Source organism: Shinella lacus (assembly GCF_010994755.1).
GTDB classification, from domain to species: domain Bacteria; phylum Pseudomonadota; class Alphaproteobacteria; order Rhizobiales; family Rhizobiaceae; genus Shinella; species Shinella lacus.
Genome location: NZ_WHSB02000004.1, coordinates 366,869 through 391,278, shown reverse-complemented (window position 1 = coordinate 391,278; position 24,410 = coordinate 366,869). Strand labels below are relative to the sequence as shown.

Genomic DNA, 24,410 nt, shown 5'->3' with positions numbered 1-24,410 from the left:
TTCTCCCCCGTCCTCATCTAATCTGTGGGCTTACGCCCTTATCATGATCGCCGAAATCTGGCGTCCGTAATCGGGCTCCTGCCGGTGGGTCGTGCGCCGGTAGGAGTAGAAGCGATCCTCGTCGGGATAGGTGCAGATATCGAGGTTTTCTGCCGTCACCCCGGCATCGCTCAGCCGCTGCGTGGTCAGTCCCGGCAGGTCGAACATGGCATGCCCGGCCTTTTGCGAGGGCGTGAAATAGCGCTCGTAGGCTTTATCGACCGCGAGGAAGCGTTCGACGAATTCCGGGCCGACCTCGTAATTTTCACGCCCGATCGAAGGGCCGAGGCTGGCGAGGATGTTTTCGCGTTTCGCGCCAAGCGCTTCCATCGCGGCGATGGTGTTTTCCAGCACGCCATAGAGCGCGCCCTTCCAGCCGGCGTGCGCCGCGCCGACGACGCGTGCCTGCGGGTCGCAGAACAGGATCGGGCCGCAATCGGCCGCCAGCACGCCGAGCACGATGCCGGGCGTGGCGCTGACCAGCGCGTCGGCCTGTGGCCGCGCGCCGTCATAGCTGTCGTCGACCACGATCACGTCGGGCGAATGGACCTGGTGCACGGTGGCGAGCCGCTCCGGCGCGGCTGCGAACCAGCGCGCGACGCGGGCGCGATTCTCCTCGACATTGCCGCGCGCGTCCTTCGAGCCGAGACCGACATTGAGGCCGCGATAGATTCCCTCCGATACGCCGCCGGCCCGGGTGAAGAAGCCGTGCTGCGCCGCATAACCGGCGCCTTTCGCCAACAGCGGGCTTTCGATCGGGGAGGGAAGCGCTTTATCCTGCATGGTCTCTCGGCTGGGCTTGGGGACGGGCTGCCGGGCAAGGATTCCGCCGGGGCATTCGGGGTGCAAATCGGGCCGGATGTTGTCCGGCCCGAGGCCCGGTGTCAATCCGGCTGGCGGAAGGGAGACAGTGCGAGCTGCGTGCTGCCGACGGCTAACACCTTGAAAAGATCGCCCATTTTACCCGCACCCGAGCCTGCCAGCCGGTCGACATCGGCAAGAATCGACTGCTGCGTCGCCTCGTCGCGGTGGCGGCCGAGCGCGGAGGCGCGTTCGCCGATGCCGAGGCCGACGAGGAAATCACCCTGGTGCAGCATGCCGTGCACATGCAGGCCCGCACTGAGGGCAGCACCGGCCAGGCGTTCGAAGTCGACATGGCTCGTCAGGTCCGCCTCGCCGGGATGGGCGAGCGGCGGGTCGAAATCGTGTTTCAGTACCGCCTGCAACGTATCGCCGAAGCCGGTGACGAAATGGCCGTAGTCGATCACCAGCGCGGTGCCGCCGAAACGGGCGATACGCTCGCCGATCGTCGCCATCACGGCTTCGCGGGCCGGCGCGATCTCGAAGATTGTGCCGTTCGGCACGGACTTGTGATGTTCCGGCATGAGCGCCGGGTCGAGGCTGGCGACACCGGCGGCGAAGGTGAGTTCATCCTCGGCGTCGAGGCCAACCAGGCGTTCGCGAAACCCGGCCGTGGTCTTGATGAACTGGCGGATCGGGATCGCGTCGAAAAGCTCGTTGGCGGCGAGCAGGACGAAACCGTCCGGCAGTTCCTCGAAACTGTCGTGCCAGGTGACGCGGGAGGCGTGTGTGCCGAGCGTCTCGTGCTGGATGGTGCGCAGCTTCGGGCTCGTCTCGATCAGGTGGATCGTCGCGCTGTCATAGAGCTGCGGCGCGAGCTTGGCGATGACGCGCAGCATGTCGGCCATCATCGTGCCGCGGCCGGGGCCGATCTCGGCGATGCGCACCTCGGAAGGCCCGCCGTGTTTCTGCCAGGCATGGACGAGGAAGATGCCGAGCATCTCGCCGAATAGTTGGCTCACCTCCGGTGCCGTGACGAAATCGCCGGCGCGGCCGAAGGGGTCTCGGGTGCGGTAATAGCCGTGTTCGGGATCGGCGAGGCAGAGCGCGAAATAGTCGGTGACGCTGATCGGGCCGTTGGTGCGGATCAGCGCCTTGATCTTGCGGGCGAGGGGTGTCGGCATGGGCGTGCTCAGGCGCTTGCCGGCCGGGCCGCGCGGGCACGAACGATCGCCCACAGGCCGAGGGCGAGCATGGGCAGCGAGAGCAGCATGCCCATGGTGAGCCAGCCGCCGACGAGATAGCCGAGCTGCGGGTCCGGCTCGCGGAAGAACTCCACCGTGATGCGCGACAGCGCATAGCCTGCGACGAAGATGCCGGTGACGATGCCGGGGCGCTTCAGGGCGCCGAACCGATAGATGGCGATGGCGAGCACGGCGAGAAGGACGATGCCTTCGAGGCCTGCCTCATAGAGCTGGCTCGGATGGCGGGCGAAGGGGCCGGCCTCCGGGAAGATGACGGCCCAGGGCGCGTCCGACAGGCGGCCCCAGAGCTCGCCGTTGACGAAATTGGCGATGCGGCCGAAGAACAGGCCGATCGGCACGACGGCGGCGACGATGTCGAACAGGCTCCACATCGCGATACCGTTGCGGCGGGCGAAGAGGATCATGGCGAGCGTCGTGCCCGCAAGGCCGCCATGGAAGGACATGCCGCCGTTCCAGACCTGGAGGGCGCGCAGCGGATCGGCCGCGACGTTCGGGAAATCGTAGAACAGGATATAGCCGATGCGGCCGCCCAGAATGATGCCGACGGCGGCCCAGACGAGGAAGTCGTCGAGCTGGGTGCGGCTCATCGGCGCGCCGCCCACCCACAGCCGCGGCGTCTCGATCAGCCGGCGCGCATAGACCCAGCCGAGCAGGATGCCCACGACATAGGCGATGCCGTACCAGTGCACGGCCACCGGGCCGATGGAGAAGGCGATCGGATCGATCTCCGGGTAGGGCATGATGGCGAAGAGTTGGGCTATGTTCGTCAAGGCTAATGTCTTCCGGTTTTCGCGCGGAAGATGGAGGCGCCTTACGGCAGGGTCAAGGCGATAAATCGTGATAGGGCGCCGCCGAGTGGCCCGAACGGCCGGCGATCCACCGGAATCCGCTTGCAAGGAACGGTTCCAGACCCTACCTCAGTGCCAAGGCGCGGGCGAGGATTGCCCGCAGGACCACCATCGACACCCGAGGAGGGCAGACCATGACCACCGGTGCCAACCGCATTCTCGACGACTTCGCCAAGCTGATGACCGATGCCGCCGGCGCCGCCCAGGGCGTGCGCAAGGAGGCCGAGACGGTGTTCCGCGCGCAGGCCGAACGCTTCATCAACGGCATGGACCTCGTCAAGCGCGAGGAATTCGAAGCGGTGCGCGAAATGGCGATCAAGGCGCGGGACGAAAACGACGCGCTGCTGAAGCGCATCGAGGCCCTCGAAGCCCGCCTCAACACGGGCAACTGAGCTGTTTCAGGACAGGTTTTGCTAGACGAGAGCCGGTTGGCGTGATTCACATCGCGCCAACCGTTTTTTTTAATAAAATTTTTACCCCTGTGGACACATCCGAAAAGCCCTTTTCGCAGAGTCCTTTAAGCCTCCGACCTGAATCTTTTTCGCAACCTCTGTCCACAACCGGGCGGAGAAAATGGCGGGGCGGGGGCTGGCGTCGTGACTCCGCCGTTATACACTGATTTTAAATGATGATTCGAGACGGGCAGCGCAAGCTTCGGGCAGGGTAAGTCGTCCAGATTGCGTTTAGTGCCGAGCAATCATTCAGTGTTGTATCTCCGAGTATGGTTTGCAGCGTCGCGGTGTGAGCGCGATTTTGCACGCCTGCCGGTCGAGAAGGTGATGCATGAGCCTTATGGAATTGGATATCGGGCGTCAGTCCAACCCGGTCGACATGATCGAGTTCGTCGCGGCCAACAATGATTGGACCTTCGAACGCTCCGGCGAAGACGAGATCGCGATGACCGTCGAGGGCAAGTGGACGGACTACCACGTCTCCTTCTCGTGGATGGAAGAGTTCGAGGCGCTGCACCTTGCCTGCGCCTTCGACATCAAGGTTCCCGAAAGCCGCGTCGCCGAGGTGCACTGCCTGCTCTCGCATGTGAACGGCCAGGTGCTGATGGGCCATTTCGACCTGTGGCGCCGCGAGGACGTGGTGATCTTCCGCCAGTCGCTGCTGCTTGCCGGCGGTGCCGAGCCCACCAACAAGCAGGTCGAGGTGCTGCTCTCCAGCGCGCTTGAAGCCTGCGAAGCCTATTTCCAGGCCTTCCAGTTCGTCGTCTGGTCCGGCATGGCGGCTGAAGCCGCCGTCGATGCGGTGCTCTTCGAGACCGTCGGAGAAGCGTAAAAATGGCAGTTGCAGGTTCAGGGCCAATCGTTCTCATCGGCGCCGGCAATATGGGCGGCGCGATGCTGGCCGGCTGGTTGAAGAGCGGCATTGCCGGCTCCTCGGTGATCGTGATCGATCCCGGCCCGCAGCCGGCCATGGCCAAGCTGATCGCCGATAACGGTGCGCGCCATGAAACGGCAGCCCCCGAGGGCTTGAAGGCCGGCATCCTCTTCGTCGCACTCAAGCCGCAGCTCATCGATCAGGTCCTGCCGGGCCTGAAGGGGCTGGTCGGGCCGGAGACCGTCGTGGTTTCGGTTGCCGCCGGCAAGACGATCGCCAATCTCGAAGGTCATCTCGGCGAGGCCGCCACCGTGCGCGCCATGCCGAACACGCCGGCGATGATCGGCCGCGGCGTGACGGGCGCCTTTGCCAATGCCCGGGTTTCCGAAACGCAGCGCGATTTCGTGCATTCCCTGCTGAAGGTCAGCGGTCCCGTCGAATGGGTCGCGACCGAGGGCGATATCGACGCCGTCACGGCGGTCTCGGGCAGCGGCCCGGCCTATGTTTTCTATCTCGTCGAGTGCATGGCGGAGGCAGGGCGCAAATTGGGCCTGCCGGCGGACCTCGCCATGCGGCTCGCACGGGAAACCGTCGCGGGGGCTGGTGAATTGCTTCACCAGTCCCCCGACGACGCCGGCCGCCTGCGCCAGAACGTCACCTCGCCCGGCGGCACCACGGCCGCGGCCCTCTCGGTCCTGATGGCGGAGAACGGCATGCAGCCGCTCTTCGACAAGGCCATCGCCGCCGCCCGCACGCGCGCCGAGGAACTGGCGGGCTGAGCTCGTTGTTTTACGCAATTCCTGACGGAAGACCGCTTCACACTTTTCCTGGAATTGCTTCCAAGGATTTCCCATGAGCGACACCATTACCTATGCCGATTTCGAACGTGTCGATATTCGCGTCGGCACCATCATCGAGGCGCTGCCCTTTCCGGAAGCGCGGAAGCCGGCCTACAAGCTGACGATCGATTTCGGCCCCGAGATCGGCACGAAGAAATCCTCGGCGCAGATCACCGTACACTACACGCTGGAAGAACTCGTCGGTCGCCAGGTGCTGGCCGTCGTCAACTTCCCGCCGCGCCAGATCGGTCCGGTGCGCTCGGAAGTGCTGACGCTCGGCTTCGAGGACGAGACTGGCGCGATCGTTCTCGCCGGCGTCGGCCAGCCGGTGCCCAACGGCAAGAAGATGTGCTGAGCCCGCGAGAGACGACTAGCCTTACCTCACCCACCATCGTCATCCTCGGGCTCGACCCGAGGATCCACGCCCACCCGCTGCGGGTGGATGCTCGGCTCAAGGCCGAGCATGACGGAGGAGGGGTTGGAGGCCTGTGGTCTGGAGAGCCAGGCCTAGTGGATATCCCGCGACACCGGCGGTCCTAGCCGGAAGTCGGTAAATTCGGCCTCAAAACCTTCGCGCTGCGGCGAGCAGGCCGTGACGCCGACCGAGAGGTCCGGAACCTCCGGCGGGAAATAGGCGAGGCGGGCCACCCGCCATTCCGTCAGGGCGTCCGTCCGATACTGGATGAAAAGCGCGTCGCCGTTGCGTGTCACCCGCACCGAGATCAGGTCGAACTCGTGGTCGATGCGGAAGGCGGACCAGTCGGAATGGCCGCGCGTCACCACCACGCTGAAATGTTTCGCGCCGTCGGTGAATTCGATGCCGCATTTCACCCACAGGGTTTCGTCGTGGCGGATCATAAGACCGGCCTGGTCGTAGAGCGTGTCGTAATGCCCGCGAAACGTCGTCTCCAGCGTGAAGTCGCCGGTCCATGATCGGTGCAGGAAATGGCCGCTGTCAGGCTGGAAGCCGTAATAGGTGCGCTGCCAGAAATCCGTCTTGAGGCCGGTCTTGATGTGGAGGTGGCCGTCGCGGACGGCACCTGCCGGCGGCGGATTAAACCAGGTCATGCCGTCAAAGGGAAAATCGCTCATCGGTTCCTCCTGTCGATCATGCAGGAATGCGGATCGTCGCGCGGAGCCCGCCCATCGGGCTGTCCGACAGCGTGACATTGCCGCCGTGGCTGCGCGCGATGTCGCGGGCGATGGCAAGGCCGAGGCCGGTGCCCGACGCATCGAGATTGCGCGCCTCGTCGAGGCGGAAGAACGGCTTGAAGACGTCGTCGCGCGAGCGCTCCGGAATGCCCGGTCCGTCGTCGTCGACGGTGATGGTCAGCCATTTGGCGCGGTGGCGCGCCTCGACATGCACCGTCTTGGCATAGCGCATCGAATTCGAGACGAGGTTGCCGACGAGCCGGCTGAAGGCGTTCGGGCGCACCATGACGTCTTCTTCGCCGTCGATCTCGCTGGAGAAGGCGCGTTCGTGCAGTTCGGCTTCCATGGCGAACTTTTCGAAGAGGTCGGAGAGCCGCAATTGCCCCACATCCTCCTCGACATCGCCGCGCGCGAAGGAGAGATAGCCTTCGAGCATGGTCTGCATGTCGGCGACATCCTTGTGCAGGCCCTGCAGGTCCGGATTGTCGCCGGCGAGCGCCAGCTGCAGCTTGAAGCGGGTGAGGATCGTGCGCAGGTCGTGGCTGACGCCGGTCAGCATGGCGGTGCGCTGTTCCATCTGGCGCTCGATGCGCTCGCGCATGAGGATGAAGGCGAGTCCGGCGCGGCGCACCTCGTCGGCGCCGCGCGGCGCGAAATCCTCCGGCATCTTCTGGCCCTTGCCAAAGCTTTCCGCCGCCTGCGCCAGCGCCAGGATCGGCCGGATCTGGCCGCGCAGGAAGAGGATCGAGATGGTGATCAGCACCAGCGAGGTGCCGACCATCCAGAGCAGGAAGATATGGGTGTTGGAGGCATAGGCCTGGTTGCGCCGGGCGTAGACGCGCAGGATCTTGTTGTCGAGCAGGATGCGGATCTCGACAAGATTGCTTTCGCCGACGGTGTCGATCCAGAACGGGCGGCGTATCTGGCGCACGATTTCTTCGCTCAGGATTTCATCCAGGATGTTGAAGAACGGCTTGGTGCGTGGCGCCGGCAACTCGGTGCCGGGTTCGATGGCGACGTTCAACTCCAGCCGCTCGCGCGCGATGCGGATGATCTCGGTATAGTTGGCATCCTGCGGGTAGGTGTCGATGAGATCGATGATGGCGGCGATGTCGCGCGTGACGGCGGTCGACAGGCGCTGCGTCACGAGCTGCCAGTGGCGCTCCATGAAGACGAAGGCGACGACCGATTGCAGCAGCACCATCGGGATGATGATGATGAGCAGCGAGCGCGCATAAAGACCTGTCGGCAACTGGCGGCGCAGCCAGCGGCCGAGACGCTTCCAGCCGGCGGCCGGCGCGCGCTCGATATCCCGCTTGAAGGTCTCGAACGTGGTCATCGGACCGGTATTTCCCTATGGGCGCGGTGGCGTTTCTGCGAGTCGCGCCAAGAGCTTGCCTTCGGGTTTTCATGCAAAGGCGCACGGAAAACCGCGTTAAAGCTTTTGTTGAAGTGACCTCGGCAGCGCACGGTCAGCCTTGCTCCACGCTCAATCGATAGCCGATGCCGCGCACGGTTTGCAGCCACACCGGGTTGGACGGATCGTCCTCGATCTTACGCCTCAAGCGATTGATCTGCACGTCGATTGTGCGTTCTCCCACTTCTGTTTCTTCGCCGATCAGCTCGTGGCGCGGAATGGTTTCGCCGGCGCGCAGCGAGAAGAGCAGCATGATCTCCTGCTCGCGGTCGGTCAGCCGGATGGCGTCGCTGCCGCGCTTCAGCTCCTTGCGCACGATGGAGAAGGTGTAGGGGCCGAACATGACCTGCTCGATCTTCGGCGTCGTCGGCGGGGCGTTGCGCTTGAGGATGTTGTTGATGCGCAGCACCAGTTCGCGCGGCTCGAAGGGTTTGGAGAGATAATCGTCCGCGCCGGCCTCCAGGCCTTCGATGCGGGCCTTGGATTCGGCGAGCGCCGTCAGCATCAGGATCGGCACGGGGCGGATGTCGCGCAGGCTTTTCGTCAGCGACAGGCCGCTTTCGCCGGGCATCATCACGTCCATGATGATGAGGTCGAAATCGAGGCCGCGCAGCTTCCGCCGTGCCTCGTCCGCATCGCCCGCCACGGTCACGCGAAAACCCTGCTCCATCAGGTAGCGGTTGAGCAGCTCGCGGATGCGGGTGTCGTCGTCGACGACGAGAAGATGGGATGCGTCGTCGGAGGGTGCGCCGGCAGCGGTCATCGTCTTCCTCCTTTAGTCTTTCATTCGGTCTTGGCGTTCTGCATGCCGGTGAGGAACTGGATCACCACCCGGCGGTCGTCCGCGTTCATCGCCTCAAATGCACGGGCGATGCGGCGGGATTGCGGCTCGGCAAGCGCCAGCGCCAGGTCCCGTCCGGCCCGTGTCGGGTAGAGCTTTCGCTGGCGGCGATCCTCGGGGCCGGCCACCTGCTGGATATAGCCGGAATCGATCAGCTGCTTCAAGACGCGCGCCAGGCTCTGCTTGGTGATCTTCAGCGTGTCGAGCAGGTCGGCGACCGTCATGCCGGGCTCGCGGTTGACAAAGTGCACGACGCGGTGGTGCGCGCGGCCGAAGCCGCTCTTTTCCAGGATCGCGTCGGGATCGGAAATGAAGTCGCGATAGGCGAAGAAGAAGCCCTCGATGATCTCGAAATCGATGCGTCCGCCGCCTGTCATGGCATCCTCGTGCAGCTCGTCTTCGCCGCTCTTGTCCGCCACCTGCCGGGCCACGTTGTCATTTCCTTTCATGCCTTGCCGTCCCCGCGTAATTTATAGCAAAATACGTCAGTTTTATTGACATATTTTTCCGCCCTTGATAGGGTCCGCGCGCATTGCGGTCCCCGGGCGCCGAAGAATTCCGGTGTTTTGCCGATCCCCAATCCGGATTACGCTCTCAATCAGGTAATCCTGCCCGTTTCTGGTTAGACCGTAACGGGCGAAACAATCAACTTGAAAGAATGGCGCGGCAGCGCCGGAGGATGACACGATGGCAGTTCCCTTTGACCAACTGGACGGACAAATCTGGTTCAACGGCGAATTCGTCGACTGGAAGGACGCAAAGATTCACGTGCTGACGCACGGCCTGCATTATGCAAGCGCGGTGTTCGAAGGCGAGCGCGCCTATGGCGGGCGCATCTTCAAGCTCACCGAGCATAACCAGCGCCTGCATGCCTCGGCCGAAATCCTCGGCTTCAAGATCCCCTATTCGGTGGAAGAGCTCGATGCGGCCACCACCGAACTCCTGAAGCGCCAGGGCTTTTCGGAAGCCTATGCGCGGCCGATCGCCTGGCGCGGTTCGGAGATGATGGGCGTTTCGGCGCAGAACAACCGCATCAACGTGGCAATCGCCATCTGGCAGTGGGGCAGCTACTTCAATCCGGCCGAAAAGCTGAAGGGCATCCGCCTCGATATTGCCGAGTACCGCCGCCCGGACCCGAAGACCGCGCCGTCGAAGTCGAAGGCTGCCGGCCTCTACATGATCTGCACGATCTCCAAGCACGCCGCCGAAGCCAAGGGCTATGCGGATGCGTTGATGCTCGACTATCGCGGCCAGGTGGCGGAAGCCACCGGCGCCAACGTCTTCTTCGTCAAGGACGGCGTCATCCACACGCCGGTGCCGGACTGCTTCCTCGACGGTATTACGCGCCGCACGGTTATCGGTCTCGCCAAGCGCCGCGGCTATGAGGTCGTCGAGCGGGTGATCATGCCGGAAGAGCTTTCGGACTTCTCCGAATGCTTCCTGACCGGTTCGGCCGCCGAAGTGACGCCGGTCTCGGAAATCGGTCCCTACCGCTTCACGCCGGGCACGATCTGCGAAACGCTGATGAACGACTACATGAAAGAAGTCTACCCGGTCGCGGCAGCTGCGGAATAAGCGGCTGCGGGTGTGGAAACACCCCCCTCTGCCCTGCCGGGCAGAGGGGGGTAAACCCCACCACAACAAAGGCGGCCACAAGGGCCGCCTTCTCTTTTTCAAATAGGCCCGCAGCTTACCGCTTGCCGAGCACGGCGCCGACGATCGCCGTCAGCACGCCGCCGCCGACGAGGCCGCCGATGCCGTCGGCGACCAGGCCGCTGAGGCCGGCTTCACCGCCCAGCATCTGCAAGAGAAGGCCGCCCCCGACCCCGCCGATGGCGCCGACCACGGTGCGCACGATCGCGCTCACGGCTGCCTGTTTCAACGCGGCACCGGCCACATTGCCGCCGATGGCGCCGGCGATGAGCTGCGTGATGATGGGTACCAATGCTTCCATGACTTCCCCTCCGAAAGGTCCACCCGGAATGAGAGTGCCCGAGCCGGACGCTTGCCTCGCTGCCGGGCGCGGTCTGGAGCCCGCGCGCCGTTGCCGAAAAATTCGGCAGCTGCAACGTGCGAACAATTTTGGGATAAGTCAATTTACCCGTGTGCGTCCTGCACCGGAGATTTGCCCCGCAGATCTGGCCATGAAAAGAGGCGGCCGCTTGCGCGACCGCCTCCTCCTTCCCCGCATGGCTTGGTGCCGCGGTTGTTATTCTGCTGCCGCGATGACGCCGCGGCGGATCTGGTCTTCCTCGATCGATTCGAAGAGGGCGCGGAAATTGCCCTCGCCGAAACCTTCGTCGCCCTTCCTCTGGATGAACTCGAAGAAGATCGGGCCGATCACGGTTTTCGAGAAGATCTGCAAAAGGATCTTCGTCATGCCGCCATCGACGACGCCTTCGCCGTCGATCAGGATGCCGTGTTTCTTCATGCGCTCGACAGGCTCCTCATGACCGACGACGCGCACATAGGAGCGGTCGTAATAGGTCTCCGGCGGGCCGGGCATGAATTTCACGCCGTTTGCCGCGAGCTTGTCGGTGGCGTCGTAGATCCCGTCCGTGCCGACGGCGATGTGCTGGATGCCTTCGCCCTTGTATTTCTTCAGGTATTCGACGATCTGGCTCGTCTCGTCCTTCGATTCGTTCAGCGGGATGCGGATCTTGCCGCAGGCGGACGTGATGGCGCGCGAGACGAGGCCGGTGATGCGGCCGTCAATGTCGAAGAAATGGATCTGCTTGAAGTTGAAGAGTTCGCGGTAGAAATCCCACCACTTGTCCATGTTGCCGCGATAGACATTGTGGGTCAGGTGATCGAGGAAATAGAAGCCGACACCTTCCGGCTTCGGATCGCGCGCGCCCGTCCAGTCGAATTCCGCGTCATAGGCGGAACCCTTGGCGCCGTATTTCTCGATGAAGTAGAGCAGGGAGCCGCCGATGCCGACGATGGCCGGCACATCGAGCGCCTTGTCGTCGCCGTCATAGGGCGTGGCACCCTTGGAGACGGCATGCTCGAAGGCATGTTTCGCATCGACCACGCGCCAGGCCATCGAGGCGGCGCAGGGGCCGTGCACGTCGGCGAATTTCATGGCATGCGAGCCGGGCTCGGCATTGATGACATAGTTGATGTCGCCCTGGCGCCAGACGGAGATCGCCTTCTCGCGGTGGGTTGCGACCTTGCTGTAGCCCATGCGGGCAAAAAGCTCTTCCAGCTTTTCCGGCTCGGGATGGGCGAACTCGACGAACTCGAACCCGTCGGTGCCGGCCGGGTTGTCGGCGGTGATCACGGCCGGCGGTGCGTCATGCGGGAAAGGTCCCATGGTTCGTCCTCCTCGATTGGATGTGGGAGGAGTATGGCGCGTCTTCCATGCAATGTGCGTGCATAGTACTTGCATTTTGGCAAATCGATGCGATGTTCGTGCATGAATATGAGTAAAGGAGGGCAATCCATGCAGCTCGACGACTTCGACCGAAAGCTGCTGATGCATTTGCAGCAGGATGCGCGCCTGACGAACAACGAGCTGTCGGAGCGCATCAACCTGTCGCCCTCGCAATGTTCGCGCCGGCGCATCCGGCTGGAGGAGGAAGGCGTCATCCGCGCCTACCGGGCGGAGCTCGACCGGGAAAAGCTCGGCCTCGGCATCGTCATCGTCGTCACGGTGACGCTCTCCACGCACAACCGCGACAATGCGGTGCGCTTCGCGCGGCTGATCTCCAACCTGCCGGAAGTGCTGGAGGCGTTTTCGCTGACGGGCGAGATGGACTACATCATCAAGGTGGTGGTGCCGAACCTCAAGGCGCTCTCCGCCTTCGTCAACGACGTGCTGCTGCCGCACGAATCCGTCTCGCATGTGAAGACGGCGATCGTGCTCGACACCTTGAAGGAAACGACCGCCTTGCCGCTCTGAGGATTGTTGCCCTTCGGCAACAGCCGTCCGCATTGCCCTGTTCCCGGCGGAACACGTTGGAGTCCGGTGCCGTTGTAGAAACCAGACACACACGGACAAGATGTCAGGGAACAGGACAATGCAGTCGAACTCCACCAGCCAGCAGAACCCGGTCGCGACGCGCCTGCGTCCCGTCGTCTACCTCTATGCCGCGGTCAATATCGCCGTCGTCGCTCTGCTCTTCTCCACCGTCTCGCCGACGCTTGCGACCGGCCCTGCGCAGGAACTGGCAAGCCTGCGCTGAGTTCGCGCTTGGTCTTCGCTCTGCCTTGCGGCTATATCAGGCGCAAAGCGGCAACCGAGCGAGGACCCCATGGGCATGCTTCAGGCGGGCATCATTCCCGTCACCCCCTTCCAGCAGAACTGCACCATTCTCTTCGACAACGAGACGAAGGAAGGCGTGGTCGTCGATCCCGGCGGCGACGTGGAGGTGATCCTGCAGACGGTGAAGGACAACGGCATCACGGTGAAGGAAATCTGGCTGACGCACGGCCATATCGACCATGCCGGCGGCGCCAAGGAACTGAAGGAAGCGCTCGGCATCGACATCGTCGGCCCGCACAAGGACGATCTCTCCCTGTTGCAGCGGCTGGAAGCGCAGGCCTCCATGTTCGGTGTGCCGATGAAGGTCAGCAACGTCGTGCCGGACCGCTGGCTGGAGGATGGCGACAAGGTGTCCTTCGGCGACCACGAGTTCGAGGTCTATCACACGCCGGGCCATGCGCCCGGCCACGTCATCTACTTCAACCGCGGCCAGGGTTTCGCCCATCTTGGCGACGTGCTGTTCCAAGGCTCGATCGGCCGCACGGACCTGCCGGGCGGCAACCACCAGCAACTGCTGGATTCGATCCGCGACAAGGTGTTTCCGCTCGGCGACGAGGTCGGCTTCCTCTGCGGCCACGGCCCGGGCGGCAAGATCGGCGAGGAGCGCCGCACCAACCCGTTCCTGCGGGGTCTCTAGAAGTGAAAAAGGCGGGCGCCATGTGGCGCCCGCCTTTTGATGTGAGACCGCTTTCGCCTCAGCCGGCGGTGCAGAAGTGCTCCAGGCCGTCGTAACCGACGAAGGTTCCGGTGTTCGGGTTGAACGACCGGTAGCGCTGCGAGCAGTAGTTATACCAGGACTGGGTCCACGGCTCATAGGTCGGCACGACGACCGGCTGGCGATAGATCACGCGCGGCTCGGGCTCCGGGTAATAATCCGGCTCCACATAGACGCGGCGTTCTTCATAACGCGGCTGGTTGGCGATCGCGTTGCCGATGATGACGCCCGTGGCCAAGCCCAGCGCACCGCCGATGACGGCATCGCGGCCATGGTTGCGACCGTGATTGCGGCCATAGTCGCGGTCGCGGTTATGGCGGCGCGGCTTGCGATATTCGTAGGGGTCGCCTTCGCGCCAGTAGCCGTCACGATTGCGGTCGCGTGCTTCAACGACGCCCGCGGTTGCGGTGAGCGTCGTCGCGGCGACGGCAGCGGACAACACGAGTGTCTTGATGAATTTGTTCATAGTGCCGTTCCTTTGGACGCCGGCCTTTGCCGGTGATGACGGGAACAAACTAAAAGAGTACGGCTGAACGGTGGCTGAACGAAAAAACCCGGCATCTCTGCCGGGCTCCAACTTGAAAATCCTGAGTGAAAGCCGGTTCAGCCGGCGATCTGCAGGTTGACCGCCTTCGGCCCCTTGCCGCGACGATCAGGTTCCGTGTCGAAGCTTACCTTCTGGTTCTCGGAAAGGCCGTTCAGGCCGGAAGCCTGCACAGCGGAAATGTGTACGAAGATATCTGCACCACCGTTGTCGGGCTTGATGAAGCCAAAGCCCTTCTCGGTGTTGAAGAATTTTACGGTGCCAGTCTCGGCCATGCGTCAGGTCCTTTTCTCTCTGCCCGTATATTTGGCGGCGGGCAGCATATAGTTTTGCCCCAAGGGGCGTTAGGCAGGCAGTTCTCGAGGTTGAGGAAAGGGTCCTGTTTTCACCGCAGCCAGCCATCCCCAGACAATCTTATGGACTGTGCGGATCTTGGCTGCCCGGAATTATTTCGCGTCTCCGGCGCGCTTTTATTCAAGGTCTTCCCGTGTTCGCAAATTGCCCGAACGGCGCAAGAGTGATGCGTTTGTGTGAAATTGGCAAGCAAAAGTTTTGGGGTGTGTTTGATGTGCCTCACTTTGGTCAAATTCCGGGCGATTGCCGAAAAATGCCGCAGGTTACAGGCGCATCGCACCGTCTGGTATGACTTATATTGTGAGGCTCAAAGCAACGTGCGCGGCGGGCGCCGCCGTCACTCCGTCGCGCTCGCGCGGGACACGCGCAGTAGTGTGCCGCTGGCATCGTCGGTCAGGAGAAGCAGGGCTCCGTCGGGCGCCACGACCACGTCGCGGATGCGGCCGAACTCGCCGTCGAACAGCCGCTCTTCCGAGACGATCGCCCCGCTCTCGTCGCGCTCTAGGCGAGCGAGGAGCTGGTATTTGAGCGCCGCGACGAGAAGGTTGCCGTCCCATTCCGGGAACATCGCGCCGCGGTAGACGGCTATCGCGCCCGGCGCAATGGACGGGTCCCAATAATAAAGCGGGTCCTCGAAACCCTTGGCCGACGAGCCGAGGTCGAATTCGGCGCCCGAATAATGCCGGCCATAGGAAACGAGCGGCCAGCCGTAGTTGCGGCCGGGCTGCGGGTTGTTGATCTCGTCGCCGCCGCGCGCGCCATGCTCGGCCGACAGGAGCGTGCCGTTCTTCGGGTCGATCGCCAGGCCTTGCGGGTTGCGGTGGCCCTTCGACCAGATTTCGGCAAGCCCGTCGGAGGTGCCGAGGAAGGGATTGTCGGCATGCGGGCTGCCGTCCGGGTTGATGTGCAGGATGGCGCCGGCATGGTCGCGCGGGTCCTGCGCGCGTTCGTCCTCGCCGCGGTCGCCGATGCCGAAGAACAGGCTGCCGTCCTTGGCAACCGCGATGCGCAAGCCGAAATGCTGGCCGCGCGGCGTAAGCCGGCTCATCAGGAAGATGCGTGTCGTGTCTTCGAGCGCGGTGTCGTCGGCCGAGAGTTTGGCCTTGGCGACCGCCGTGCCGGCGCCGCCATCGCCCCTGGCGCTGTAGGTCAGGTAGAGCGTGCGGCTCGTCGCGAAATCGGGGGCGAGCGCGATATCGAGCAGGCCGCCCTGGCCGGTCGTCGCGACGGCGGGCACACCGCTGATCGGGGCGGAGATCCGGCCGTTCTTCACGAGGCGGAGCGTGCCCTGCTTTTCCGAGACGAGGTAGCCGCCATCCGGCAGGACTTCGACGGACCAGGGCTGCTTCAGGCCGGTCGCCAGCGTCTCGACGACGAGCGGGGCCTTCTTGCTGGGGAATTCGCGGGTTTCTGCGGCGGCGGGGGAGGTGGCAAGTGTGGCGGCGAAAAGGAATGCCGCGGTCGCGCTCTTTACAATGGCTTGCACGCGCCGAATGTCCTGTCGCATCACCGTCTCCCGTCCTTCGCCGTTAACTGGCCCAGAGCGGGGCGGCTTTCAAGAGCGCAGTCGGCGCGGTGGCGTCACTTTTGCGTGGGCTGAAGGTCGGTGGCGGTCTTCTCGATGCCGGACGTCTTGATCGTGTCCAGCGCCACGGCCGGCGGCGACATCAGGCTGATGACCATCGCGACGCAGGCGGCGAGCGCCGTCATGGCGATCAGGAACATGGCGCGGGCCTCGCGCACCTTCGGCTTGTTGCCGACCTTGTCCTCGTCCAGAAACATCGTTTTCCCCTTCGTCTTCCGCTTCGCTGTGACATCGAAAAAGCCCGCCGAAGTCGGCGCTTGAAGGACCGAATTGCGGCAAGGCACGGCATTTATTGTGGCGAAAAGATGGCAGGGTAAAAAAGCCGGATTTTCAGTGTTTTCGGCCGAATAGACCGCCCGGTTCCGCCGTTCTAGATGCCTCTTCGGCCGAACTGGCGGAGGGGCCGGACGACACGCGTTTCGGCGGGTGCGGCGCTTGCTGCCGCGGTGAGTTCGGCCAGCGCCTGCACGGGCTCGTCCTCAAGCTCGGGGTAGGTGAGATTGAAGCTCGTCGGCGCCAGTTCCGGACGGGCGAGCAGGTAGCCCTGCATCAGCGGACCGCCCATCTCGCGGCACATCTCGATCATCTCCGGCTCCTCGATGCCGGCCACGATGGCGGTGATGCCCTTCTGGGCGAACTGGCCGATGACGACGCGCAGCAGCGCAAGGCCGGCGGAGTTTTCGGCAAAGCTGCCGAGCCAGGCCGTATCGAAGGTCACGAATTGCGGCTGCAACCGTTGCAGGCGTTCGAGGTCGCGGTCTTCCCCGGTATAGTCATCGATGGCGATGGCGAAGCCGCTTTCGTGCAGCCGCGTGGCGAAACGCGACAGCACGTCCGGGTCGTCATAGGGATGTTCGCGGATCTCGCAGGCAATACGTGCCGGCGGCAGGCCGGCCTCATGGGCCGCAAGCCGCAGCCACTCCACCTCCTGGCGGATCGCCGGCTGCGTCAAATAGAGGCCCGCCTGGAAGTTGATGATCAGCGCCGCGTCTCGGCGGCCGAGCGCCCCGGCATTCAGGATATGCAGGCTGCGGCAAAGGCCGTCCACCGCGGCGCGCTCCTCCGGCGGCACGCGCTGGAAGAAATCGGCGGGCGAGCAGGGCATGTCGCCCATGCTGGCGCGGATCAGGCCCTTGAACGCTGCGATCTGCAACCGGCCGTCCGCCCGTTCCGAAAAGATCGGCTGGAGGGCGGATTGCAGCAGATAGGGGCCATAGAGCGCGCTGAGGGCGCCGTCCGGTTGACGGACGAGATTGGAAAATATGCTTCTTTCGCTCATGCAGCGCACCATCCGCCGGAACGATCACGACGGGGCCAGCATAGGCGGCACCCCTTAACGGCACCTTAATCTTTCGCGTAAAAATCTCCATTGTTAAAAGTCGTTTCAACCAATTAGTGTGATGATTTCACGACGCCGCCACAATTCATTCGCGTCGTTGATGGCGTTCATGAAATTTTGCGTGCACGCCCGGCTTTTCCGCTTTTTTCGCCCTTCGCGCTTGCAAGACCGGCGCACATTCGACATAGACCTAACCGCTATGGAGCCCGGCGCTCCGGGTCCATGGCGTCAAGCCGTCTTTGAACCCGATGAGGACATCTCCATCATGGCCTTTCTTGCCGACGCCCTTTCCCGTGTGAAGCCTTCCGCCACCATCGCCGTTTCCCAGAAAGCGCGCGAGCTGAAAGCCAAAGGCCGTGACGTCATCGGGCTTGGTGCAGGTGAACCCGACTTCGACACGCCGGACAATATCAAGCAGGCGGCCATCGACGCGATCAACCGCGGCGAGACGAAGTACACGCCGGTCTCCGGCATTCCGGAGCTGCGCGAGGCGATCGCCAAGAAGTTCAAGCGCGAAAACAACCTCGACTACACGGCCGCGCAGACGATCGTCGGCACCGGCGGAAAGCAGATTCTTTTCAACGCCTTCATGGCCACCATGAATGCGGGCGATGAAGTCGTTATCCCGACACCTTACTGGGTGTCCTACCCGGAAATGGTGTCGCTGTGCGGCGGCACGCCGGTCTTCGTCGCGACGACGCAGGAAAACAATTTCAAGCTGAAGGCCGAAGATCTCGAAAAGGCGATCACGCCGAAGACCAAGTGGTTCATCTTCAACTCGCCCTCCAACCCGTCGGGCGCTGCCTATAGCCATGACGAGTTGAAGGCGCTGACGGACGTGCTGATGCGCCATCCGCAGGTCTGGGTGTTGACCGACGACATGTACGAGCACCTGACCTATGGCGACTTCAAGTTCGCGACGCCGGTCGAAGTCGAGCCCGGCCTCTACGACCGCACGCTGACGATGAACGGCGTCTCCAAGGCCTATGCGATGACCGGCTGGCGTATCGGCTATGCGGCCGGCCCGCTCTCGCTCATCAAGGCGATGGACATGATCCAGGGCCAGCAGACCTCCGGTGCGTGCTCGATCGCCCAGTGGGCGGCCGTCGAGGCGCTGAACGGCACGCAGGCCTTCATTCCGGAAAACAAGAAGATCTTCGAAGGCCGCCGCGACCTCGTCGTCTCCATGCTGAACCAGGCCAAGGGCATCGAGTGCCCGTCGCCGGAAGGTGCCTTCTACGTCTATCCGTCCTGCAAGGGGCTGATCGGCAAGACCGCGCCGTCGGGCAAGGTCATCGAGACGGACGAGGATTTCGTGTCGGAACTCTTGGAATCGGAAGGTGTCGCCGTCGTGCACGGCTCGGCCTTCGGCCTCGGCCCGAACTTCCGCATTTCCTACGCCACCTCGGAAGAGCAACTCGAAGAGGCCTGCAAGCGCATCCAGCGCTTCTGCGCGGCCTGCAAGTAACACGGCTTTGCCACCACGATCGAAACCCGCCGGAGACGGCGGGTTTTTTGTTTCCGGGCCGTGACATTTCCGCTTTCGCTTCCGATATAGGGAAAAGACGAACATCGGAGCAGGACCATGAAAGCCAAGTCACTCCCCATCGCCGGCCTGGTGACCCTTCTCGCCGCCACATCTGCGCTTGCCGCGGACGGCTATGGCAATGCCGAGCGGGGCGAGGCAGCGCCGCATGGCAGGATCGTGGTCAACGACCGCGCCGAGGCGATGTCGATCTACGATTATTTCCTGAACAATCCGGGCAAGTCCCGCACCGTGCGCTTCGATCCGGGCGAATATTACAAGGGCCTGACCCGCGAGTACGACCGCTAAAGGCCAATCCTCCCTCTATAAGCCGATCATCGTCAGCATGATGAAGGTGGCGAAGAGGATGAAGTGCGTCATGCCCTCGATGGCGTTCGTCTCGCCGTCATTGAGGTTGATGGCGGCGGCGATCAGCGTGATCATCACCATGACCGTCTGAACCGGCGTCATCGCCATGACGAAGGGCTGGCCGGTATAGAGCGCGATCGCCTCCATCACCGGCACCGTCAGGATGACGGTGGAGAGCGAGGCGCCCATGGCGATGTTGACGACGGACTGCATGCGGTTGGCAAGTGCAGCGCGCAGCGCCGTCAGGATTTCCGGCGCCGCCGAGATCGCCGCCACGACTACCGCCATGAGTGCGGGCGGTGCACCGGAGCCTTTTAAGCCCACGCCAAGCAGCACGGACATCACTTCCGCAAGTGCGCCGATCAGCACGACGCCGAGAACGATCACGACGATTGAGAAGGTCGCCGGTTCGTTCTCGACCGGCGCCTTGCGCGGCAGGCCTTCCTTCCGCTCGGCGCGCGGATAGGCATAGCTGAAGAAATAAGAGTGCGGGCCGACCTGCATGCGCAGGAAGACGCCGTAGAGCGCGATCATCGCGCCGATGGTGAAGGCGGAATAGAGGTGCCAGCTTTCGCGCGGCACGAATTCCGGCACGACCATGGAAATGCCCATGGCCGTCAGGATCATCACGCCATAGGTCTTTCCCGAATCGTCATTGTAGGGCTGTTCGCCATGGCGGATGCCGCCAAGCAGCGCCGCGAGGCCGAGGATGCCGTTGATGTCGAGCATCACCGCGGCATAGATCGTGTCGCGCACCAGCGTCGGCGAGGTCTCGCCCTGCATCATGATCGCCAGCACGACCACCTCCACCAGCACCGCCGCCAGCGTCAGGATCATCGTGCCATAGGGATCGCCGACCTTCGAGGCGAGGATTTCCGCATGGTGCGCGATGCGCGTCGAGACGAGGATGATCGCGACGACCAGCGCGAAAGCCGCGACGAGCAGCGGCAGGCGCCCCATCTCCAGGAGGCTGTGTTCCGTCGCATAGGCGAGGATGGCGGCCGCGAGGCCGACGAACAGGACACGTTCCTTCATAAGGCTGGAGAGCATGGGCGGGCGGGCTCCTCGGCAGATGCGGCTGCCCTAGATGTAGCCGAGCTGCGCCAAAAGGAAACGCCCGCGGTGGAGGAAACCGCGGGCGTTTTACCTCCACGGGGGAGGCGGGTGCGGGCGCGCCGGATTGCGGCGACGTGCCCGCACGGGATGTCAGGCGACGTTTTCGAGGATCGGGTAATCCGTGTAGCCCTTGGCGCCGCCGCCGTAGAACGTGCCCTGGTCCGGGGCGTTCAGCACCGTGTCGTTCTTCAGCCGCTCGACGAGGTCCGGGTTGGCGATGAAGAGCTTGCCGAAGGCGACGAGGTCGGCCTTGTTTTCTTCAATGGCGTCGATCGCGAGTTCGCGGTTGTAGCCGTTGTTGACCATCCAGGCCGCCTTGCCGCCGGCCGCCTGGTAGGCTGCGCGCAGTGCCGCATAGTCGAACGGCGTGTCGCCCTGCTGGTGATCGCGCGGGCCGCCCGTGGCGCCTTCGATGACGTGGATATAGGCGAGGCCGTATTTGGCGAGGCCTTCGACGACATAGGTGAAGAGCGGCTGCGGGTTCGGGTCGGAGGAATCGTTGGCGGGCGTTACCGGCGAGATGCGGATGGCCGTGCGGCCGGCGCCGATTTCCGCGGTGATCGCATCGACGACCTGGAAGAGCAGGCGGGCGCGGTTTTCGATCGAGCCGCCATATTCATCCGTGCGGACATTGCTGCCGGAGCGCAGGAACTGGTCGATGAGGTAGCCATTGGCGGCGTGGATCTCGACGCCGTCGAAGCCGGCATCGATCGCGGCGCGGGCGGCGCGGCGGTAATCCTCGATGATGCCCGGAAGCTCGTTAAGCTCAAGGGCACGCGGCTCGGAGGTTTCGGCGAAGGTGCCGGTGCCGTCCTCGTTGATGAGGTAGGTCTTCGACTTGGCGCGGATCGCCGACGGGGCGACCGGCTTGCCGCCGTTCGGCTGGAGCGTGTCATGCGAGATACGGCCGACATGCCACATCTGCACGACGATCTTGCCGCCGGCCTTGTGCACGGCGTCGGTGACCTGCTTCCAGCCTTCGAGCGCTTCCGGCTTGTAGAGGCCCGGCACGTCGGCATAGCCCTGGCCCTGGTGGGTGATGGCGGTCGCTTCGGTGATCAGCAGGCCGGCGGTGGCGCGCTGCTCGTAATAGGCGGCGTTCAGCGTGTTCGGCACGGCGCCCGGCGAGCGGTTGCGCGTCAGCGGCGCCATGACGATGCGGTTTGCGAGCTGGATATCACCGATCTTGAGGGGGTCGAAGAGCGAGGTCATGAAGGGTCCTATTCTGGCTTGGGAAGCGCTCAGAGTGCGCGGTTGATGTGGTGGAGAAAGGCCGCGATCTTTTCGTCGTCGCGTTTGAAGAACACCCACTGGCCGACCTTGCGCGTGGTGACGAGACCGGCGCGCTGCAAGGTGGCAAGGTGGGCGGAAACCGTGGACTGCGAGAGTTCGCAGCGCTTTTCGATCTGGCCGGCGCAGACGCCGAAGTCCAAAGGATGCTCCTGCCCGGCGAAATGCTCGCCCGGATCCTTGAGCCAGGCAAGGATCTCCAGCCGCTTGGGATGGGCAAGCGCCTTCAGGATTTCGATTTCGTCGGTGTCGGGCGCGGTCATCTCTATCGTGATCTGTCGATGATTATATCGTATGTTCCCGATATTGTGTTCGCCGCTTGCCGATACAAGGGGGCCACCCCAAAAAAGGCTACAAAAAATCGGCAAAAAAAGAGGGCCACAAGCGAAGCCTGGGCCCTACAGTTGTGAAGGTTTATAACCTCCAGAGGGGAACAGCCAACGCGCGGCACTGGGAGGAGAAAGACCGCAAGTGCGTTGGCTATCACGAATATGGAGAAGGCGAGCCGCTTCTTCAAGAGAAGGACGTGCCAAGTTTTCTAACAATGTTGAAAATTTTGCCTTGGTTAATGAAAGGCAAAAAAAGAGGGCCGCAAGATCAACTTGGGCCCTTTATAGTTTTGAAGGTAATAAAACCTCCAGAGGGGAACAGCTGCTGCGGTGGCACTGGGAGGAAAAAGCCACCAAAGTGCATCAGCTGGCTGCGATATGGTGGTTTTTTGGGCATACATCAATCATTTAATGTGCATGCCAGCCATGCATTAGGCGCAGGCCTTGCCGATCACCCTTTTTAGAAGTTCCAGTTGCGTGCCTTGGCGACGATGAAATCCCTGAAAACCTTGAGTTTCGCGGAGTTCTTCATCTCGCTCGGATAGCAGAAATAGGTATCGAAGGACGGGATGTCGGCGCTCACCGGCAACTGCAGGAGGCCGGGATCGCGTCCGACAATATAGTCCGGCAGCATCGCGACGCCGATGCCGAGCAGGCAGGCGCGCTTGATCGAGGTCTGGCTGTTGATTTGCAGGATGGAGGGGCGGGGATTGTCCGAATCGCGGCCCGCGATCTCCAGCCAGTTGACGTCGAGCAGGTAGTTCGGTGCCGGCTCCCCGAAGGTGATGATCTTGTGGTTGTCGAGATCGTCGATCGACTGCGGCTCGCCGTAGCGGTTGATGTAGGAGGGTGCGGCATAGACGTGCATGTGCACGGTGAAGAGCTTGCGCTGGATGAGGTCCGACTGCTGGGGCTCGCGGAGCCGAATGGCGCAGTCGGCATGGCGCATGTTCACGTCCAGCTCCTCGTTGTCGAGGATGAGCTGCACCTGCATGTCCGGGTAGAGGGCGAGGAATTCCTGTACCTTGTCGGTCAGCCAGCCCTGGCCGAGACCGACCGTGGTGGTGATGCGCAGCTTGCCGCTCGGCTTCTCGGTGTTTTCGGTGAGCTGCACGCGCACGCTTTCGAGCTTCATCAGCACGTCGTGGGCGGTTCGATAGAGGATTTCGCCCTGTTCGGTGAGGATCAGGCCGCGGGCATGGCGATGGAAGAGTTTGATGCCGACATCCTGCTCCAGCGCACTCACCTGGCGGCTGATGGCCGACTGCGAGAGGTGCAGCTTGTCTGCCGCATGCGTGAACGAGCCGGCCTCGGCCGCGGCATGAAAAATCCGCAGCTTGTCCCAATCCAGCGGCATTCTATCCCCCATATGTCTTTATGGCGGGGAACCATAGGTTTCCCGCCTGGTCGCTGATTCAACTGTTCCCACGTGGGAGGTCGGATCGTATCCGCCTCCCTTAGTTGGCGGCTTCTACTCGGCCGCAATTGCGACAGGCATATGACCTGCAAGGTATTTTTCGGTTTCCAGAGCCGCCATGCAGCCCATGCCGGCGGCCGTGACCGCCTGGCGATAGATGTCGTCGGTGACATCGCCTGCGGCAAAAACGCCCGGCACGTCCGTCGCCGTGGAATCGGCCGCCGTCCAGAGGTAGCCGTTCGGCTTCTGGCGCAGCTTGCCCTTGAAGAGTTCGACCGCCGGCGCATGGCCGATCGCCACGAAGACGCCGTCGATGGCGACGTCGCGCGTCTCGCCGGTCTTCACGTTGCGCAGCTTCACGCCGTTGACGGAGGCCGGCATCGGGGGCTTCGGATCGGCGCCCAGATATTCGACGACCTCATGGTCCCAGACGATCTTCACGTTCTCCTTGGCGAACAGGCGCTCCTGAAGGATTTTTTCCGCACGGAAACCGTCGCGGCGGTGAACCACGGTCACGGTCTTGGCGAGGTTCGAAAGGTAAAGCGCCTCCTCGACGGCCGAATTGCCGCCGCCAACGACGATGACGTCCTTGTTGCGGTAGAAGAAGCCGTCGCAGGTGGCGCAGGCCGATACGCCAAAGCCCATGAACTTGTGCTCGGTCTCGATGCCGAGCCACTTCGCCTTCGCGCCCGTGGCGATGATCAGCGCGTCGGCGGTCCATTCGGTGCCGCTGTCGGTGGAGACGCGGAAGGGGCGCACGTTCATGTCGACATTGGTGACGAGGTCGTTGACGATCTCGGCGCCGACATGTTGCGCCTGCTTCAGCATCTGTTCCATCATCCAGGGGCCCTGGACCGGATCGGCATAACCCGGATAGTTTTCCACGTCGGTGGTGATCATCAGCTGGCCGCCCTGTTCCATGCCGGCGATCAGCACGGGCTCCAGCATGGCGCGGGCGGTGTAGATGGCGGCGGTGTAGCCGGCAGGGCCGGACCCGATGATGAGCACCTTTACATGACGGGCAGACATGGT

At 63.2% G+C, this 24,410-nt stretch carries 29 protein-coding genes; 10 read left to right on the top strand and 19 right to left on the bottom strand.

All coding sequences use genetic code 11. From position 1 onward, the window contains the following. Positions 1–30: 30 nt before the first annotated feature. The 3 genes from pgeF to lgt all read right to left on the bottom strand — a co-directional run bounded on the left by pgeF (position 31) and on the right by lgt (position 2,845). Positions 31–822, bottom strand: coding sequence for a peptidoglycan editing factor PgeF (gene pgeF / locus GB927_RS13365; protein ID WP_256117496.1), 792 nt, complete (start codon positions 820–822; stop codon positions 31–33). A gap of 101 nt (positions 823–923) precedes the next feature. Continuing rightward, complete coding sequence (locus GB927_RS13360; RefSeq protein ID WP_256117495.1) at positions 924–2,024, bottom strand: class I SAM-dependent methyltransferase; 1,101 nt, start codon at positions 2,022–2,024, stop codon at positions 924–926. 8 nt (positions 2,025–2,032) lie between these two features. Further along, entirely contained in the window at positions 2,033–2,845 is an 813-nt protein-coding gene (gene lgt / locus GB927_RS13355) for a prolipoprotein diacylglyceryl transferase (RefSeq protein WP_439655494.1), read from the bottom strand. A 242-nt stretch (positions 2,846–3,087) separates the two neighbouring features. Between lgt and GB927_RS13350 the strand changes: the two genes are divergently transcribed. The 4 genes from GB927_RS13350 to GB927_RS13335 all read left to right on the top strand — a co-directional run bounded on the left by GB927_RS13350 (position 3,088) and on the right by GB927_RS13335 (position 5,473). Further along, positions 3,088–3,345 (top strand): accessory factor UbiK family protein, encoded by a 258-nt coding sequence (locus GB927_RS13350; RefSeq protein WP_117366739.1) that lies wholly within the window; start codon positions 3,088–3,090, stop codon positions 3,343–3,345. Between the two features lie 391 nt (positions 3,346–3,736). After that, positions 3,737–4,237 (top strand): type III secretion system chaperone family protein, encoded by a 501-nt coding sequence (locus GB927_RS13345; RefSeq protein ID WP_256117491.1) that lies wholly within the window; start codon positions 3,737–3,739, stop codon positions 4,235–4,237. A gap of 2 nt (positions 4,238–4,239) precedes the next feature. Then, positions 4,240–5,058, top strand: a complete 819-nt coding sequence (proC, locus tag GB927_RS13340; protein ID WP_256117490.1) for a pyrroline-5-carboxylate reductase — start codon at positions 4,240–4,242, stop codon at positions 5,056–5,058. Between the two features lie 73 nt (positions 5,059–5,131). Beyond that, a complete protein-coding gene (locus GB927_RS13335) occupies positions 5,132–5,473 on the top strand; it encodes a tRNA-binding protein (RefSeq protein ID WP_256117488.1) in 342 nt (113 codons plus the stop codon). A gap of 152 nt (positions 5,474–5,625) precedes the next feature. Here the strand turns inward: GB927_RS13335 and GB927_RS13330 are convergent, their stop codons facing one another. The 4 genes from GB927_RS13330 to GB927_RS13315 all read right to left on the bottom strand — a co-directional run bounded on the left by GB927_RS13330 (position 5,626) and on the right by GB927_RS13315 (position 8,905). Next, positions 5,626–6,210: a DUF1349 domain-containing protein gene (locus tag GB927_RS13330; RefSeq protein ID WP_256117487.1), complete on the bottom strand. Its 585-nt coding sequence runs from the start codon at positions 6,208–6,210 to the stop codon at positions 5,626–5,628. A 16-nt stretch (positions 6,211–6,226) separates the two neighbouring features. Further along, a complete protein-coding gene (locus tag GB927_RS13325; protein WP_256117486.1) occupies positions 6,227–7,609 on the bottom strand; it encodes an ATP-binding protein in 1,383 nt (460 codons plus the stop codon). Positions 7,610–7,742: 133 nt separating this feature from the next. Then, positions 7,743–8,450 (bottom strand): response regulator, encoded by a 708-nt coding sequence (locus GB927_RS13320; RefSeq protein WP_256117484.1) that lies wholly within the window; start codon positions 8,448–8,450, stop codon positions 7,743–7,745. Positions 8,451–8,470: 20 nt separating this feature from the next. Beyond that, on the bottom strand, positions 8,471–8,905 hold the full coding sequence (locus tag GB927_RS13315) for a MarR family winged helix-turn-helix transcriptional regulator (RefSeq protein WP_256117783.1): 435 nt from the start codon (positions 8,903–8,905) through the stop codon (positions 8,471–8,473). Positions 8,906–9,215: 310 nt separating this feature from the next. On the opposite strand from GB927_RS13315, the gene GB927_RS13310 reads away from it, so the two are divergent. Continuing rightward, positions 9,216–10,103 carry a branched-chain amino acid aminotransferase gene (locus GB927_RS13310; RefSeq protein WP_256117483.1) on the top strand — a complete coding sequence of 296 codons (888 nt, stop codon included), beginning with the start codon at positions 9,216–9,218 and terminating at the stop codon, positions 10,101–10,103. A 115-nt stretch (positions 10,104–10,218) separates the two neighbouring features. On the opposite strand, the gene GB927_RS13305 is transcribed toward GB927_RS13310, so the two are convergent. Further along, the gene (locus GB927_RS13305; protein ID WP_256117482.1) at positions 10,219–10,482 is read right to left on the bottom strand and encodes a hypothetical protein; all 264 of its coding nucleotides are present in this window, start codon (positions 10,480–10,482) and stop codon (positions 10,219–10,221) included. A gap of 255 nt (positions 10,483–10,737) precedes the next feature. Then, the gene (gene hppD / locus GB927_RS13300) at positions 10,738–11,844 is read right to left on the bottom strand and encodes a 4-hydroxyphenylpyruvate dioxygenase (RefSeq protein WP_256117481.1); all 1,107 of its coding nucleotides are present in this window, start codon (positions 11,842–11,844) and stop codon (positions 10,738–10,740) included. Positions 11,845–11,973: 129 nt separating this feature from the next. Here hppD and GB927_RS13295 point away from each other — a divergent pair, with 129 nt between their 5' ends. The 3 genes from GB927_RS13295 (at position 11,974) to GB927_RS13285 (ending at position 13,432) form a co-directional block, all read left to right on the top strand. Next, positions 11,974–12,432: an Lrp/AsnC family transcriptional regulator gene (locus GB927_RS13295; protein WP_256117478.1), complete on the top strand. Its 459-nt coding sequence runs from the start codon at positions 11,974–11,976 to the stop codon at positions 12,430–12,432. A 118-nt stretch (positions 12,433–12,550) separates the two neighbouring features. Then, positions 12,551–12,715: a hypothetical protein gene (locus GB927_RS13290; protein ID WP_256117477.1), complete on the top strand. Its 165-nt coding sequence runs from the start codon at positions 12,551–12,553 to the stop codon at positions 12,713–12,715. 75 nt (positions 12,716–12,790) lie between these two features. Continuing rightward, on the top strand, positions 12,791–13,432 hold the full coding sequence (locus GB927_RS13285; RefSeq protein ID WP_256117782.1) for an MBL fold metallo-hydrolase: 642 nt from the start codon (positions 12,791–12,793) through the stop codon (positions 13,430–13,432). A 58-nt stretch (positions 13,433–13,490) separates the two neighbouring features. Here the strand turns inward: GB927_RS13285 and GB927_RS13280 are convergent, their stop codons facing one another. The 5 genes from GB927_RS13280 to GB927_RS13260 form a co-directional block, all read right to left on the bottom strand. Further along, entirely contained in the window at positions 13,491–13,976 is a 486-nt protein-coding gene (locus GB927_RS13280; RefSeq protein WP_256117476.1) for a BA14K family protein, read from the bottom strand. Positions 13,977–14,113: 137 nt separating this feature from the next. Further along, entirely contained in the window at positions 14,114–14,329 is a 216-nt protein-coding gene (locus GB927_RS13275; protein ID WP_064330734.1) for a cold-shock protein, read from the bottom strand. Between the two features lie 416 nt (positions 14,330–14,745). Then, complete coding sequence (locus GB927_RS13270) at positions 14,746–15,915, bottom strand: PQQ-dependent sugar dehydrogenase (RefSeq protein ID WP_256117475.1); 1,170 nt, start codon at positions 15,913–15,915, stop codon at positions 14,746–14,748. A 74-nt stretch (positions 15,916–15,989) separates the two neighbouring features. Then, the gene (locus tag GB927_RS13265; protein ID WP_256117474.1) at positions 15,990–16,190 is read right to left on the bottom strand and encodes a hypothetical protein; all 201 of its coding nucleotides are present in this window, start codon (positions 16,188–16,190) and stop codon (positions 15,990–15,992) included. A gap of 173 nt (positions 16,191–16,363) precedes the next feature. Next, positions 16,364–17,272 (bottom strand): EAL domain-containing protein, encoded by a 909-nt coding sequence (locus GB927_RS13260; RefSeq protein ID WP_256117473.1) that lies wholly within the window; start codon positions 17,270–17,272, stop codon positions 16,364–16,366. 325 nt (positions 17,273–17,597) lie between these two features. On the opposite strand from GB927_RS13260, the gene GB927_RS13255 reads away from it, so the two are divergent. Further along, entirely contained in the window at positions 17,598–18,800 is a 1,203-nt protein-coding gene (locus GB927_RS13255) for a pyridoxal phosphate-dependent aminotransferase (RefSeq protein ID WP_256117472.1), read from the top strand. 117 nt (positions 18,801–18,917) lie between these two features. Then, a complete protein-coding gene (locus GB927_RS13250; protein ID WP_256117471.1) occupies positions 18,918–19,166 on the top strand; it encodes a hypothetical protein in 249 nt (82 codons plus the stop codon). 15 nt (positions 19,167–19,181) lie between these two features. Here GB927_RS13250 and GB927_RS13245 read toward each other — a convergent pair whose 3' ends face one another. The 5 genes from GB927_RS13245 to trxB all read right to left on the bottom strand — a co-directional run bounded on the left by GB927_RS13245 (position 19,182) and on the right by trxB (position 24,407). Next, positions 19,182–20,276, bottom strand: coding sequence for a calcium:cation antiporter (locus GB927_RS13245; protein ID WP_256117470.1), 1,095 nt, complete (start codon positions 20,274–20,276; stop codon positions 19,182–19,184). A gap of 156 nt (positions 20,277–20,432) precedes the next feature. Further along, the gene (locus GB927_RS13240; protein WP_256117469.1) at positions 20,433–21,554 is read right to left on the bottom strand and encodes an alkene reductase; all 1,122 of its coding nucleotides are present in this window, start codon (positions 21,552–21,554) and stop codon (positions 20,433–20,435) included. A gap of 29 nt (positions 21,555–21,583) precedes the next feature. After that, positions 21,584–21,895: an ArsR/SmtB family transcription factor gene (locus tag GB927_RS13235; protein WP_256117467.1), complete on the bottom strand. Its 312-nt coding sequence runs from the start codon at positions 21,893–21,895 to the stop codon at positions 21,584–21,586. A 526-nt stretch (positions 21,896–22,421) separates the two neighbouring features. Further along, positions 22,422–23,318: a LysR family transcriptional regulator VtlR gene (locus GB927_RS13230; RefSeq protein WP_256117466.1), complete on the bottom strand. Its 897-nt coding sequence runs from the start codon at positions 23,316–23,318 to the stop codon at positions 22,422–22,424. 114 nt (positions 23,319–23,432) lie between these two features. Then, on the bottom strand, positions 23,433–24,407 hold the full coding sequence (gene trxB / locus GB927_RS13225) for a thioredoxin-disulfide reductase (RefSeq protein WP_256117465.1): 975 nt from the start codon (positions 24,405–24,407) through the stop codon (positions 23,433–23,435). Positions 24,408–24,410 lie beyond the last annotated feature (3 nt).

Bases quoted from the DNA above. Each gene is read 5' to 3' on its own strand.
- GB927_RS13285 (WP_256117782.1), top strand. From the start codon at position 12,791: ATGCTTCAGGCGGGCATCATTCCCGTCACCCCCTTCCAGCAGAACTGC.
- GB927_RS13235 (WP_256117467.1), bottom strand. From the start codon at position 21,895: ATGACCGCGCCCGACACCGACGAAATCGAAATCCTGAAGGCGCTTGCC.
- GB927_RS13315 (WP_256117783.1), bottom strand. From the start codon at position 8,905: ATGACAGGCGGCGGACGCATCGATTTCGAGATCATCGAGGGCTTCTTC.
- GB927_RS13330 (WP_256117487.1), bottom strand. From the start codon at position 6,210: ATGAGCGATTTTCCCTTTGACGGCATGACCTGGTTTAATCCGCCGCCG.
- GB927_RS13250 (WP_256117471.1), top strand. From the start codon at position 18,918: ATGAAAGCCAAGTCACTCCCCATCGCCGGCCTGGTGACCCTTCTCGCC.
- trxB (WP_256117465.1), bottom strand. From the start codon at position 24,407: ATGTCTGCCCGTCATGTAAAGGTGCTCATCATCGGGTCCGGCCCTGCC.
- GB927_RS13320 (WP_256117484.1), bottom strand. From the start codon at position 8,450: ATGACCGCTGCCGGCGCACCCTCCGACGACGCATCCCATCTTCTCGTC.
- GB927_RS13280 (WP_256117476.1), bottom strand. From the start codon at position 13,976: ATGAACAAATTCATCAAGACACTCGTGTTGTCCGCTGCCGTCGCCGCG.
- GB927_RS13260 (WP_256117473.1), bottom strand. From the start codon at position 17,272: ATGAGCGAAAGAAGCATATTTTCCAATCTCGTCCGTCAACCGGACGGC.
- pgeF (WP_256117496.1), bottom strand. From the start codon at position 822: ATGCAGGATAAAGCGCTTCCCTCCCCGATCGAAAGCCCGCTGTTGGCG.
- GB927_RS13305 (WP_256117482.1), bottom strand. From the start codon at position 10,482: ATGGAAGCATTGGTACCCATCATCACGCAGCTCATCGCCGGCGCCATC.
- GB927_RS13290 (WP_256117477.1), top strand. From the start codon at position 12,551: ATGCAGTCGAACTCCACCAGCCAGCAGAACCCGGTCGCGACGCGCCTG.
- GB927_RS13265 (WP_256117474.1), bottom strand. From the start codon at position 16,190: ATGTTTCTGGACGAGGACAAGGTCGGCAACAAGCCGAAGGTGCGCGAG.
- GB927_RS13335 (WP_256117488.1), top strand. From the start codon at position 5,132: ATGAGCGACACCATTACCTATGCCGATTTCGAACGTGTCGATATTCGC.
- proC (WP_256117490.1), top strand. From the start codon at position 4,240: ATGGCAGTTGCAGGTTCAGGGCCAATCGTTCTCATCGGCGCCGGCAAT.
- GB927_RS13245 (WP_256117470.1), bottom strand. From the start codon at position 20,276: ATGCTCTCCAGCCTTATGAAGGAACGTGTCCTGTTCGTCGGCCTCGCG.
- GB927_RS13350 (WP_117366739.1), top strand. From the start codon at position 3,088: ATGACCACCGGTGCCAACCGCATTCTCGACGACTTCGCCAAGCTGATG.
- GB927_RS13295 (WP_256117478.1), top strand. From the start codon at position 11,974: ATGCAGCTCGACGACTTCGACCGAAAGCTGCTGATGCATTTGCAGCAG.
- GB927_RS13230 (WP_256117466.1), bottom strand. From the start codon at position 23,318: ATGCCGCTGGATTGGGACAAGCTGCGGATTTTTCATGCCGCGGCCGAG.
- GB927_RS13310 (WP_256117483.1), top strand. From the start codon at position 9,216: ATGGCAGTTCCCTTTGACCAACTGGACGGACAAATCTGGTTCAACGGC.
- GB927_RS13275 (WP_064330734.1), bottom strand. From the start codon at position 14,329: ATGGCCGAGACTGGCACCGTAAAATTCTTCAACACCGAGAAGGGCTTT.
- GB927_RS13345 (WP_256117491.1), top strand. From the start codon at position 3,737: ATGAGCCTTATGGAATTGGATATCGGGCGTCAGTCCAACCCGGTCGAC.
- GB927_RS13255 (WP_256117472.1), top strand. From the start codon at position 17,598: ATGGCCTTTCTTGCCGACGCCCTTTCCCGTGTGAAGCCTTCCGCCACC.
- GB927_RS13325 (WP_256117486.1), bottom strand. From the start codon at position 7,609: ATGACCACGTTCGAGACCTTCAAGCGGGATATCGAGCGCGCGCCGGCC.
- lgt (WP_439655494.1), bottom strand. From the start codon at position 2,845: ATGCCCTACCCGGAGATCGATCCGATCGCCTTCTCCATCGGCCCGGTG.
- GB927_RS13270 (WP_256117475.1), bottom strand. From the start codon at position 15,915: ATGCGACAGGACATTCGGCGCGTGCAAGCCATTGTAAAGAGCGCGACC.
- GB927_RS13360 (WP_256117495.1), bottom strand. From the start codon at position 2,024: ATGCCGACACCCCTCGCCCGCAAGATCAAGGCGCTGATCCGCACCAAC.
- hppD (WP_256117481.1), bottom strand. From the start codon at position 11,844: ATGGGACCTTTCCCGCATGACGCACCGCCGGCCGTGATCACCGCCGAC.
- GB927_RS13240 (WP_256117469.1), bottom strand. From the start codon at position 21,554: ATGACCTCGCTCTTCGACCCCCTCAAGATCGGTGATATCCAGCTCGCA.